Annotated in this window: 8 protein-coding genes, 2 rRNA genes and 1 pseudogene (1 of these 11 running past the window's edge); 5 read left to right on the forward strand and 6 right to left on the reverse strand. The window is 40.6% G+C overall.

Going from position 1 to position 13,076, the window contains the following annotated elements:
* Positions 1–36 precede the first annotated feature (36 nt).
* The 5 genes and pseudogenes from secA to HW279_RS02175 all read left to right on the forward strand — a co-directional run bounded on the left by secA (position 37) and on the right by HW279_RS02175 (position 7,813).
* Positions 37–3,399, forward strand: a complete 3,363-nt coding sequence (gene secA / locus HW279_RS02155; RefSeq protein ID WP_178957788.1) for a preprotein translocase subunit SecA — start codon at positions 37–39, stop codon at positions 3,397–3,399.
* A 12-nt stretch (positions 3,400–3,411) separates the two neighbouring features.
* Positions 3,412–3,954, forward strand: a complete 543-nt coding sequence (locus HW279_RS02160) for a DUF3592 domain-containing protein (RefSeq protein WP_178957789.1) — start codon at positions 3,412–3,414, stop codon at positions 3,952–3,954.
* Positions 3,955–4,141: 187 nt separating this feature from the next.
* Positions 4,142–5,895 (forward strand): annotated as a pseudogene (locus tag HW279_RS02165) (DEAD/DEAH box helicase).
* Complete coding sequence (locus HW279_RS02170; RefSeq protein WP_178957790.1) at positions 5,895–6,470, forward strand: phosphatase PAP2 family protein; 576 nt, start codon at positions 5,895–5,897, stop codon at positions 6,468–6,470. The pseudogene HW279_RS02165 and the gene HW279_RS02170 overlap by 1 nt, the downstream one beginning before the upstream one ends.
* A gap of 74 nt (positions 6,471–6,544) precedes the next feature.
* Positions 6,545–7,813: a DUF2851 family protein gene (locus HW279_RS02175; protein ID WP_178957791.1), complete on the forward strand. Its 1,269-nt coding sequence runs from the start codon at positions 6,545–6,547 to the stop codon at positions 7,811–7,813.
* Positions 7,814–7,871: 58 nt separating this feature from the next.
* Here HW279_RS02175 and HW279_RS02180 read toward each other — a convergent pair whose 3' ends face one another.
* The 6 genes from HW279_RS02180 to HW279_RS02205 form a co-directional block, all read right to left on the reverse strand.
* On the reverse strand, positions 7,872–8,273 hold the full coding sequence (locus HW279_RS02180) for a pyruvate carboxyltransferase (RefSeq protein WP_178957792.1): 402 nt from the start codon (positions 8,271–8,273) through the stop codon (positions 7,872–7,874).
* The gene (locus HW279_RS02185) at positions 8,270–8,902 is read right to left on the reverse strand and encodes an HAD family hydrolase (RefSeq protein ID WP_178957793.1); all 633 of its coding nucleotides are present in this window, start codon (positions 8,900–8,902) and stop codon (positions 8,270–8,272) included. The genes HW279_RS02180 and HW279_RS02185 overlap by 4 nt, the downstream gene beginning before the upstream one ends.
* Positions 8,902–9,966 carry a Wzz/FepE/Etk N-terminal domain-containing protein gene (locus HW279_RS02190; RefSeq protein WP_178957794.1) on the reverse strand — a complete coding sequence of 355 codons (1,065 nt, stop codon included), beginning with the start codon at positions 9,964–9,966 and terminating at the stop codon, positions 8,902–8,904. The genes HW279_RS02185 and HW279_RS02190 overlap by 1 nt, the downstream gene beginning before the upstream one ends.
* 2 nt (positions 9,967–9,968) lie before the next feature.
* Positions 9,969–12,443: an SLBB domain-containing protein gene (locus HW279_RS02195; protein WP_178957795.1), complete on the reverse strand. Its 2,475-nt coding sequence runs from the start codon at positions 12,441–12,443 to the stop codon at positions 9,969–9,971.
* A 185-nt stretch (positions 12,444–12,628) separates the two neighbouring features.
* A 5S ribosomal RNA gene (gene rrf / locus HW279_RS02200) occupies positions 12,629–12,738 on the reverse strand.
* A 226-nt stretch (positions 12,739–12,964) separates the two neighbouring features.
* A 23S ribosomal RNA gene (locus tag HW279_RS02205) occupies positions 12,965–13,076 on the reverse strand (it continues 2,732 nt past the right edge of the window).

The following is a 13,076-nucleotide window of genomic DNA, read 5'->3' on the forward strand; positions in this document are numbered from 1 at the left end:
TCATTAATCATTAATCATTAATCATTAATCATTATAATGAGCATTATCAATTCCCTTATTAAAATTTTCGTTGGCGACAAAGCCAAAAACGACCTAAAAGCTATCCAACCTATCGTTGAAAAAATAAAAACTTACGCCTCTCAGTTAGAAAATATCTCTAATGATGAGTTGCGTGCAAAAACTATTGAGTTTAAGCAAAGAATAAAAGACGCTCGCGCCCAGTTCGATACTAAAATAGCCGAACTCGAAGCACAAGCAAACGCTACCGACGATATCGACGCTAAAGAAGACCTCTATGCAGAAGTAGATAAACTCAACGGCGAAGCCTATCAAGTCTCCGAAAAGGTATTGAACGAGATTCTTCCCGAAGCCTTCGCAACAATGAAGGAAACTACCCGTCGTTTTGCTAATAACGAAACTATTACCGTAACTGCTACAGAGCACGACCGCGAACTATCGGCTACCCATGACTATGTAACTATTGAGGGTGATAAAGCCGTGTGGAAAAACCACTGGGACGCCGCTGGTAAAGATGTTACTTGGGATATGGTACACTACGATGTACAGCTCATTGGAGGTATTGCCCTTCACCAAGGTAAGATTGCCGAAATGCAAACAGGGGAAGGTAAAACCCTCGTGGCTACCTTGCCTGTCTACCTCAATGCTCTAACGGGGAATGGGGTGCACCTCGTAACCGTGAACGACTATTTGGCACGCCGAGATAGTGCGTGGATGGGACCTTTATTTGAGTTCCACGGTTTGCGTGTGGATTGTATCGACAATCACCAACCTAACTCCGAAGCGCGTCGCCGTGCCTACAACGCCGATATTACCTACGGAACTAACAACGAATTTGGTTTCGACTATCTCCGCGACAATATGGCGCACACACCCGAAGATTTGGTACAACGCGCTCACAACTATGCAATTGTCGATGAGGTCGACTCTGTATTGATAGACGATGCTCGTACACCGCTCATCATCTCAGGTCCTACCCCTAAAGGTGAATTGCACGAGTTCAACGAACTGAAACCTTTGGTAGAAAATTTGGTAAACAAACAACGTACTTACCTCACCAAAGTATTAGCCGATGCCCGCAAACTTATTGCCGAAGGGGATACCAAAGAAGGAGGATTCCAACTCTTGCGCGTGTATCGTGGTTTGCCTAAAAATAAAGCGCTCATCAAGTTCCTCAGCGAAGAAGGGGTAAAACAACTGCTCCAAAAAACTGAAAATTACTATATGCAGGATAACAATCGCGAAATGCCAAAGGTAGATGCCGAATTGTATTTCGTGATTGATGAGAAAAACAACCAAATCGAGCTTACCGATAAAGGGTTTGCTGATATTGCCTACGATGGTGATAAAGATTTCTTTGTTTTACCTGATATTGGGGTAGAAATTGCCAATATCGAGAACCAAGGACTCCCTATTGAAGAAGAAGCTAAACTAAAAGATAAATTATTCCAAGATTTTAGCGTAAAAAGCGAACGCATTCACACCCTTAACCAATTGCTCAAAGCCTACACTCTCTTTGAAAAAGATATAGAGTATGTAGTAATTGATAACAAAGTGCTCATCGTCGATGAACAAACAGGTCGTATTATGGACGGTCGTCGTTATTCCGATGGTTTGCACCAAGCGATTGAAGCCAAAGAGAATGTGAAAATTGAGGCAGCTACCCAAACCTACGCGACTATTACCTTGCAAAACTACTTCCGTATGTATAGCAAGTTAGCGGGTATGACGGGTACTGCTATCACTGAAGCGGGTGAGTTCTGGGAAATCTATAAACTCGATGTAATGGAAATCCCTACCAACCGTCCTATAGCTCGTAAAGACCACAACGACCTTATCTATAAAACCAAACGCGAGAAATACAACGCCGTAATCGATGAGGTAGTAAAACTATCCGAAGCAGGTCGCCCAGTGTTGATAGGTACTACTTCTGTGGAAGTATCCGAACTCCTCAGCCGTATGCTTACAATGCGTAAGGTGAAACACAATGTGTTGAACGCGAAATTACATAAAAAAGAAGCTGAAATCGTAGCCGAAGCCGGACATAGTGGTGTGGTAACCATTGCAACCAATATGGCGGGACGTGGTACCGATATCAAGTTAACCCCCGAAGTAAAAGCTGCAGGAGGTTTGGCAATTATAGGTACCGAACGCCACGACTCTCGCCGTGTCGATCGTCAGTTGCGCGGTCGTTCTGGTCGTCAAGGTGACCCTGGTAGCTCACTCTTCTTCGTTTCTCTCGAAGATAACCTAATGCGTCTCTTCGGTTCTGAACGTATCGCCCGACTAATGGACAGCTTAGGTCATAAAGAAGGTGATGTAATTCAGCACTCTATGATGACCAAACGCATCGAGGCAGCTCAGAAAAAGGTAGAAGAAAACAACTTCGGTATGCGTAAACGTCTGTTAGAGTACGACGACGTGATGAACGCACAACGTAAGCAAATTTATAAACGCCGTCGCCACGCTCTTGAAGGTGAACGCCTAAAAGTGGATTTGGCAAATATGATATTTGATACTTGCGAGAATATAGTAGAAAACAACAAAGGTGGAAATAACTACAAGAATTTCACTTTCGAGCTCATCAAATATTTCTCACTGAAAACACAAATTTCAGAAGCCGAATTTGCTAAACAATCGCCAAACGACCTTACTTTCACCTTGTATCACGAAGCGCTCAAACACTATCAAGAAAAAGCTGAACGCAGTGCCGCTCAAGCCTTCCCAGTGATTAAAGAGGTATACGAAAATCCTAATAATACTTACGAGCGCATCGTCGTGCCTTTCACCGATGGCGAAAAGATGCTCAACATCGTAACCGACCTCAAAGAGGCGTACGAAACCCAAGGTAAGAAACTCGTAAGCGATTTCGAGAAGAATATTACGCTTGGCATCATCGACGAAGAGTGGAAAACGCATCTCCGCCGTATGGACGAACTCAAACAATCTGTACAATTAGCGGTGCACGAACAGAAAGACCCACTACTCATCTATAAGTTTGAAGCCTATCAGTTGTTCAAAGCTATGGTCGATAAGGTAAACAAAGAGATTATTTCTTTCTTGTTCAAAGCCGAGTTACCTACTCAAAATCCACCCGTACAGGAAGCCCACGCGCCACAACGCACTCGTGAACGCTATCAAACCAATAAGGAAGAAGCCCTCAACAGCGATGAAATGGCGCAACGCGCCCGTGAAGTAGGGCAACAAGCCTCACAGCGCCGTTCGGTAGTAGAAACCATCGTACGCGAACAACCTAAAATTGGTCGTAACGACAAGGTAGTAATTCAAAACATCCGCACCGGTGAACGCAAAGAGCTCAAGTTCAAACAAGCTGACCCCCTAATAAATAGCGGAGAATGGATTTTAGTATCCAATAAATAAATCACTAAGGTAATGGACAACCAAATGAACAACCAAATGGGAATGTTGGTAAGCTCTGGCATATTCTTTCTGTTTGCGCTTGTATTCTTGGTTACTGCTGAGATTAACAAAAGAATTACCGAAAAGAACAAAAAACTATATCAAGGGAAAGCACAAGGAGAGGTATTAGAAATTGTCAAATCAGGCAGTCAAGGTGTAGGAGGTATTGGTTTTAATAATAGGACTTATGTAGTCTATAAGTATACTGTAGGAGAAAATACTTATATTGTAAAACCTCTTGTTCTGAACTCAAACGCCCCTATAAACTTGAAATATGCTAATTCGGCTCATACTTTTTGTGTAACCTATTTTGGGGCTCATAGTGGTAGCCGTCAAACCAATTATCGAGCAGGCGAGAGTATTACAGTAGCTTATTTGCCCGAAACTCCCAGTGAACACCAAATAGTAGACGATAAAGATAAAACGTTTTTTTGTAAGGGGTTTCGCATAGCAGGATTCGCAATAATGTCCATTGCAATAATTCTCTTTATTGTTTCCTTTTTCATAAAAAAATAAGCAGAAACACAATATAAATTATTTATTATACTTTGCCAAAGTTTCCTGCCCGTGTGGCTCGCACTTTTGGCAAAGTTTTTTCTTCTTAATTGTCAATTATCAATTGTCAATTGAAAATATTGTTGTACCTTTGCGCTTTAGAATACATTAGCAAATTGGCAAATTTGCTAATTTACAAATTGTATTAATGAATTTATTTGAACAATTAGGTCTTAATGAACCTATCCTCAAAGCCATCAGCGATATGGGCTTTGAAACTCCTTCTGAAATTCAGCAAAAAGCCATTCCTACTCTTTTGGCAAATGGTGCTGATATGGTAGCTTTAGCCCAAACAGGTACTGGTAAAACAGCCGCTTTTGGCTTTCCTCTCCTCCAACTTATCGATACTGATAGCCGTGTAACTCAAGGTCTTATCCTTTCACCTACACGCGAACTCTGCTTGCAAATCGCTTCTGAACTCCGCAATTATGCTAAGTACCTCCCTAAGGTGAACGTAGTGGCGGTATATGGCGGCGCAAGTATTGAGGAACAAGCGCGTAGTCTCAAAAAAGGCGCACAAATTATCGTGGCTACTCCTGGGCGTATGCAAGATATGATACGCCGTAACTTCGTAGATATCAGTCATATCAACTATTGTGTGCTCGACGAAGCCGACGAAATGCTCAATATGGGCTTCTATGAAGATATTACCGCTATTCTATCGCATACCCCTCAAGAAAAAAGCACTTGGCTCTTTTCGGCTACTATGCCTAACGAGGTGGCTAAGATAGCGCGTAAGTTTATGCGCAAGCCTATCGAAATAACAGTAGGAACTCGCAATCAGGCTACTAGCACCGTGCAACACGAGTACTATATAGTGAGCGGTCGCCATAGATACCAAGCTCTAAAACGCCTCGCCGATGCCAACCCCGATATCTTCTCGGTAGTATTTTGCCGAACCAAACGTGATACACAGGCAGTAGCCGAAAAACTAATTGAAGACGGTTACAATGCCGCTGCCCTTCACGGCGATTTGAGTCAGAATCAACGTGATTTGGTGATGAAATCCTTCCGCGCACGCCAAATACAAATGCTTGTCGCTACCGATGTCGCTGCCCGCGGTATTGATGTAGACGATATCACTCACGTAATTCACTACCAATTACCCGATGAAATAGAAACCTACAACCACCGCAGTGGACGTACAGGTCGTGCTGGTAAATCGGGAATTTCGATGGTAATTTTGCCAAAAAGCGAGGTAAAGAAAATCAAAACTATCGAAAAGATGATAGGGCAACCTTTTGAGCAGAAACAATTGCCATCGGGTATGGAAATCTGCGAGATACAGCTCTATCACTTGGCTAACAACCTCAAAAATACAGAAGTAAACCCTGCCATCGACGATTATTTACCGGCTATCTATAAAGAACTGAAAAATGTAGATCGTGATGAGTTGATCAAAAAATATTCTCAGTAGAGTTTACGCGTTTCTTCAATTATTATAAAAATGCCGAAAACTTATCGGTAGAGAACGATCGCGAAAGCCGCAGCGGAGGAAGTAGTGATGAAGTACGCTATTTCATCAACATAGGTGAACGCGATGGCTATGACTGGAAATCGCTCAAAGATTTCCTCAAAGCCACCCTTAATTTAGGTCGTGATGATGTTTTCAAAGTAGATGTAAAGAACAGTTTCTCTTTCTTCAATACCGATGCCGACCTCTCCGATTTGGTGATGAGCACCTTTACCGACTTCCAAATGGACGGTCGCTTCATCAATGTAGAACTCTCTACCAAAGGAGCTGGCAGAGACCGTGGCGGACGCAAACGCGGAAATGATGACGGTAGAAAACACGGCAACGATGAAGGTAGAAATCGCAAAAAAGGACAAAGAGAAAGTCGTAAACAAAAGACTGCTGAAGCCCTCCAACAGGCTTTTAAAAAGAAGAAAAAACGTAAATAATGTTAGAATACCTTATAGAAACAGATAAGCAACTGCTCTGTTCCCTCAATAGTTGGGGGACGCCCGAAGCCGATAGCCTTTGGTTAGTAATCACCAATGAACTCTCGTCTATCCCCCTCTATGCTTTTTTGTTATACTTGTGCTTCAAGTATTTCCATTGGAAACGAGTATTGCTCATCTTGGTATTCATCGCCCTTCTCATCACCACTACCGACCAGTTGGCGAACGTTTTCAAATACGGATTCCAGCGCTTGCGCCCTTGTCACGATGAGAGTCTTATCGGGCAAATGCGAATGGTGATTTGTGGTGGTAAGTATGGGTTCTTTTCAGCACACGCCGCCAATACAATGGCAATAGCCGTATTTTTTAGTTACTTACTTAGGAAAAACGCCCGATATATCGTTACTCTATTGCTATGCTGGTCAATTATTGTAAGTTATAGCCGTATTTATTTAGGCGTGCATTTTCCTGGTGATGTACTCGTAGGTTGGATTTTCGGTATTCTCTTAGCAACCCTTTATTATTTTCTTTTTCTATATACAGAAAAAAGATTAAAAATCCCAACTCAAGAATAATTTGCATTGTTACAACCTTTACTAATTGAATAAGCTCGCATTATTTCTTACCTCTTATCTCTTACCTAAACAAAATGAAAGAAGATTTCTTACACTACCTATGGAAATACAAAAAAGTACCTCTCAACACTGTACTTACTACGGGAGAGCGCTTGCAAATTCTCTCATTTGGCGACTACAATTCCCTTTCAGGTCCCGATTTCCAAAGTGCCCAACTGCTTATAGGTGAGCAACAATGGGCAGGTAATGTAGAAATGCATCTCAAATCATCGCATTGGTACGTTCACGGTCACGAGAGTGATCCTACCTATCGCAATGTGATTCTGCACGTAGTTTGGGAACACGATATAGAAGTATTCGATGCTAACAACCAACCTATTCCCACTTTAGAACTCCGAGGTCTTATCTCCTCTGAACTCTTAGAGCGGTACAATACGACTGTAGCCTCACACTACCAGTTTATTCCTTGTGAAAAAGAATATACCACTATACCTACCATTACTTTGCTTTCGTGGAATGAACGTCTGTTAGTGGAACGTTTAGAAGAAAAAGCCACTGCGGTAAACGAGTTGTGGGAAGCTGCCAATTTCGATTGGGAGAAAGTACTTTTTTGTATGCTTCTCAAGTCTTTTGGAGGCACTGTAAACGGCGAAGCCTTCCTGCAATTGGGCAAACATCTCGACCTTAGTATTATCCGCAAAGAACGCTCACACCCCTTGCATTTAGAAGCACTACTACTGGGGCAAGCAGGCTTACTCCCCGAAGCAACTGAACTCACTTACCCTCGTGAGCTATTGCAAAATTATCACTACCTACAACAGAAATACAATCTCTCTGCACCCGTAATAAAAATATATTTCACTGGTTTGCGTCCGCAAGGTTTCCCTACTATTCGGCTCTCGCAACTCGCACAGCTATACGAGCTAAATCAAGGTTTGTTTTCACAAATCCTCGAAGTGAATGATTTCAAAAGTATCCAAAAACTCTTTGCTGTAGGAGTCTCCGAATTTTGGGAAACCCACTATACCTTTACAAAGACTTCTAAAAAAGTAAAAAAGCCTATCAGTGCGACTCTCATCACACTTATTTGGATTAATGTATTCATCCCACTCAAATATGCTTATTACCAAAGTTTAGGCAAGGATGTGAGCGAATCTCTCATTGAAGAACTCAAAACAATGACAGCCGAGAGCAACAGCATTATCACCCAATATCAACAATTAGGTGCCACCGTCACCACTGCTTTTGATACCCAAGTACTTCTACAACAATACAAACACTATTGCCAGTCCAAACGCTGTTTAGATTGTGCTATAGGGATTTCGATTTTAGGTAAGAGGTAAGAAAAACTTTGATTAAGCCATTAGACTTACTCACATATTCAGCTTTACTTGTTACCCGTTATCTATTAGTTGTTACCTGATGTAGCGCTTCGTTATAAGCACTCTCAAAAGCGAGCAGGTTAATACCCGTAGGGATGTGTTGGGCTTGGAAGAAGGTGAGGAGTTTCTCAGTAGGAAGATAGCCTCCATAACCTTTGATAGCACTATAAAAACGTGTAGTGCCGGCTTGGTAGGCAGTAGCCAAACAGCTAATAGTAATGTCCTGTTTTTCAATGGCAGGCAGTTCGTCGTCTAAGAGCAAGATTTTTGTTTGGGTGTTTGAAAAATCTAAATAACTAACTAAAGGGTGTAGTTCGGCTTTGAGGGCAAGGGCATAAAAACCAACAGCCAATAAAGATTGTAAATAATCCTCATTGGCTATCGTTACACATTCTATGAGTTGTATGTTACTATTTGTCATAAAAGTTCTTGCATTGAATGGATAAGTAGGTCGGCTTGACTTAAATCTTGTCCGCCTGAAAGGGGATTCTGGAAGCCTATACACTGCATCCCCGCACTTTTAGCTGCTTTTACCCCATTGGTACTGTCTTCTATCACTGTAAATCGTCCAGCAGGCAATTCATACCATTGGGCTACTTTTAGGAATATCTCAGGATTAGGTTTGCTGTACTGCACATCATCTCCACTCATCATTACTTCAAAATAGTGTGCTATATTTGTTTGCTGAGTAAAAATATCGATGAGTTTGCGTCCGGAAGAGGAAGCTAATGATAAGTGCTTTGCTTCATTCTTAAACTTCTCTAACACTTCTTTTACGTGAGGTACTAAGGGAACTTTCACTTCGGGTAATCGTTTGAAAAAGTAATCACGGTGAAACTGCATTAGCTCCTCTACACTTTCTGTTCGGTGGGCATCGCGTTTTACCTTTTCCCACATTGGGAAGGCCGACATACCTGTGAGAGTTTGTATATACGCCTTGTCAAACGGAATGCCTTTCAGCTGAAAAGTCTCATAAATAATCTCTTGGTGCATTGGTTCACTGTCTAATAGCACCCCGTCCATATCAAAGATAATATAGTTGTTAGTCATTAGTCGTTAGATTTGAGTTGCCGTCTAAAGTCTTTTAGAAAAACATTACCTATTCCTATAATGAGTCCTACAAACGTCCAAATGGCAATAATCATCATTCGTTTAGGTTTAGACCGTTCGTTAGGTACGCTCACAGGCTCAATAATGGTAAATATTGGTTGGTCTTCCTTCATCTTAATACGTTTGGTTTCAAGTTGCTTAGCTAATTCAGTATATACATTAAAAGCTAAATTATACTCAGCTTGTAGTTGTTGCAAACGCGTTTGAGGCAAATTGCTAAAAAGGTCACGATTGCGGTCTTGGAAACCTGCCACAGCGTATTGCTTTGCCTTAAAATCTTTTTCAGCTTCGATAAAACGTTGTTGTACAAAGTCGAACTCTTCTTTTGCTTTTTGCAATTTAAACTCAGTTACTGTTTCTTGCAATAACTGTTGCGCACTTTGCAACATTTGTGCCGCAGGAAGTGCTTCGGGCATTGCATACGATAGCGTAATATAACCCTCTTTTTCATTTAAATTCAACTTAATATTATTATCGATACTATTAAGGATAGCTCTCTCCTCTCTACTAATACTCGTAATATGAGTGGTGTCTTGTATCTTAATAGACGGTTCAGAAGGATTTGAACGGAAAATACTCATCACACTGCTCCAAATGCTCGGTTTCGCATAGCTTTTACAATATTGCTCATAGGTAATTGGATTAGGAATATCTGAAAATGTAAGCTTCGTCTGTGCTAATTTCTTTTTAAACGGAACACTTTCAATAATCTTGGAGTAGGTAGTAAGTGGAATAGCATCTGCATTGTTCCCTCCTAAATTAATCCCTGCCATAGCAGCAAGTCCTCCCAATCCTCCTGTCGATTTGCTATCAGTTGCTTGCGGTACCATAATAGTGGTAGCGGTATATTCTTTAGCCGAAAATAAGGCTACTAATACCCCTATAACCATAAATATCAACGTAAATACAGCGATTGATTTCTTAGCTCTCCAAAGCTTATTAATAAACTGTAGCAAATCTATTTCATCTTCTTCTCTTATCGTATTGTGATGATTATTTTCCATAGTTATTTTTTAAAAGCACTGTAAATTAACACCCCCATAGTAGTAATAGCCGAAATGATACCCACCGTTTCTCCGGTTGTAAGACGTTGTTTTTCGGGTTTTGAAGGTACTATAATAATAGCCCCAGGCTCTATTTTTGGGTAGTTTTTAAAGAATAGAGAGGTGCGTGTTGCCTTTATATCTCCATTGGCATACATCACATAAATAGCACTCCTCTTCGCCCTGCTGGCAAAACCTCCTGCACTACTGACATACTGATGTATAGAAGCTCCTTTTTCATAACGCACTAATGAAGGCGCTAATACTTCTCCTCTAATTTCCACAGTTTGTTTTTCTGAAGGGACTAATAACATATCTCCGTCATTGAGCAAGAGGTCATATTTGCTGTGTTTTCGGTTTAATATCTTTTTTACATCAAGCCCTATGCGATACTCATTGCTTTTTTTAGCTACTCTTCTCAGTGTTTTATTCGAAGTGCTACTGCTCGTGTCGTTCTCAATCTCAATGAGTTCTTTTAAGAAATCTTCTTGTTGAATATCTCCTTCATCTGTCTTCTTTCTCACAAGCGTAAGTCCTTCTTTATAGGCAAAGGGAGTAAAACCGCCCACACGCTCTAATAAATCCGAAACACGTTCGTCTTTAGATTGAATACTATAAACACCTGGGTAGAGCACTTCTCCCATTACCGTTACAGTTTGCATAGGAGTAAATCCTTTGATATAACGTACCGATACTACATCGTTAGGTTGCAAGGTAAGTCGTTCTCCTTGGGGCTCTAACTGATGGTTAGACGATACTTTAAAAGCTTGACTTAGTTTCTGAAAATTACCATCGTTAGTTTCTCTAAATACCTCAATCATCGAAGGGTCTGCACCATTAGCTAAACCACCTGCCAACGAAATCACGTCTTCCACTGTCATATTCTCCATAAAAGGTAATTCTTTAGGCTTATTTACAGCTCCTTCTACCTTTACAAAGCGTTTGTACTGAAGAGAATCTCTGTAGAAAATATGAATACTATCATTATCTTTTAGCGGAATATCATTTTTCTTTTCTATGAGGTCTTTTACCGAAAAACTAAGTGTTTGGTAATCCACGCGGTTTTCAGTGCGGAAGATAAGACCTCTATTCAAGGAAGCATCTTTTCTCACACCGTTAGCTCTATTGAGTAAGTCGTAAGCCGTCATTCCCTCTTTAAACTCGTATACACCAGGCTGATATACCGCTCCGCCTATACTGAGCCTATTATGGTATTCATCAGTAATAGCGTGTACATTTAGGCGGTCTCCATTTTGCATTTTTACTTTTGAAATATCAGCAAAAAGAATCTCTTTCACTTCGCGTTTAGCATCTTTAATGCGCTCCAACACCAAAGTATTGGTAAAAGCATCAGAGGTAAAACCTCCAAAGAAGGTGATGAGGTTCGCCAGCGTCTCATTGTCTAAAGTCTCATAAAAACCACGTCGCTTTACTTTCCCGTCCACCCATACACGGTTTTTATATGGGGGTACAATAATCACATCTTGGTCTTTAAGACCTATATTGCCTTTTTCTGAACCATTTATTAGAAAATTGTAGACGTCAAAAGTAGCAACTTTTTTACCTCCACGAAAGATATTTATTTCTCTAAACGAACCGCTTTCCGAAGGGCCTCCACAAGCATATAATGCGTTAAGCACTGTTGAAAGCGAACTAAGCGAATAAGTCCCAGGAACTGTTACCTCTCCTATGATATTCACCTTTACTGTACGCACCTGACTGATGGTTACCCCTGTATAAATTTTCGCATAACTACCCTCAGGAGCCGAAATACCAGAATAAATGCGCTTGAGCTGTGAATTAATCTTAGCCTTCACCTCACTGAACGAAAGTCCTCCCACGTGAATACGCCCGATACCATTTAGGAATATATTCCCCTCAGCGTCTACTTTTTGCTTAAAAGAACCTTCTGTCGCCCCCCAAACTTCCACGAGTAGTTCATCACCAGGACCTACTTGATAGTTGTCGGGAGTTGCCATATTGAGGTTAGGAGTAAAAGATATTTTAGGATTCTTGAAGAAACTCATTCCAAATATAGAATCCTTTTTCTGTTTAGTTGTGATAGAATCTTTGTTTTCTTTACCAGTATAACCAAAAATATCATCACCTTCAGCCGGACGCCTACCTGTTTTTGTGTTTTCTTTAAGTTTGTTTTTAATATCAGAAGAAGTGTTGAGTTGCATAATGCGCTGCCTGAGCTTCATTATTTGCGTTTCTTGCATACCGCGACTACGAGCCAAAGCAATGAATTGGTCTAATGAATAACCTTGTGCTTGAGCGCGATCCCAATAATTTTTTATTTGTGCATCACTCAAGTTATCCACATTCACAGTAGTGATATCCACATTGTTATAGGTAGCATTAGGAGAAGTCACCTGTGCTACTGCCTGAGAGATAACTAAAAGTAAGTATATAATAAGTAATTTAATCTTCAACATTATTGTATAATTGATTTTGGGGCAAAGATACAAAACTATTAGCAATTAGCAATCAAGATATTGTTTTTTTAGTCCACTCCTGTTAATTCTCCTACTTTCTCTCCAAATCGTCCTTTCCCTTCCAAGCAGTCCCACAACTTCAAACAATAAAAAAGAGCAATTCTTTATCAGAATTGCTCTTTATAAGAAGGCGGCGACATACTCTCCCACGTGACCGTAGTACCATCTGCGCTAAAAGGTTTAACTGCTCTGTTCGGAATGGTAAGAGGTGAGACCTTTGACTATAACCACCTTAAATCGTTTTAGGTAAGAGGTAAGAGGTAAAAGATAAGAGCTTTTTAAAACTCCTTTTTGTATCTTAACCTAAAATACCAATTCCTAATCATATTTTTAACATATAGGGATAAAAAACATATTTTTAACTAACAACTTCTTAAGAGATTGATAATTGATAAAACATAAGTAGTATTACACTTTCTTACTTCTTATCTCTTAACTCTTATCTATAAAAAAGAATGCTGCGCGAAAAGTCTACGGGTGATTAGTATTACTCGGCTATGATGTTACCACCGTTACACCTGTAACCTATCAACGTGGTCATCTCCCACGACCCTTAAAAGAAATCTCATCTTG

This window comes from Capnocytophaga sp. oral taxon 903 (assembly GCF_013394785.1).
Classification (GTDB): Bacteria; Bacteroidota; Bacteroidia; order Flavobacteriales; family Flavobacteriaceae; genus Capnocytophaga; species Capnocytophaga ochracea.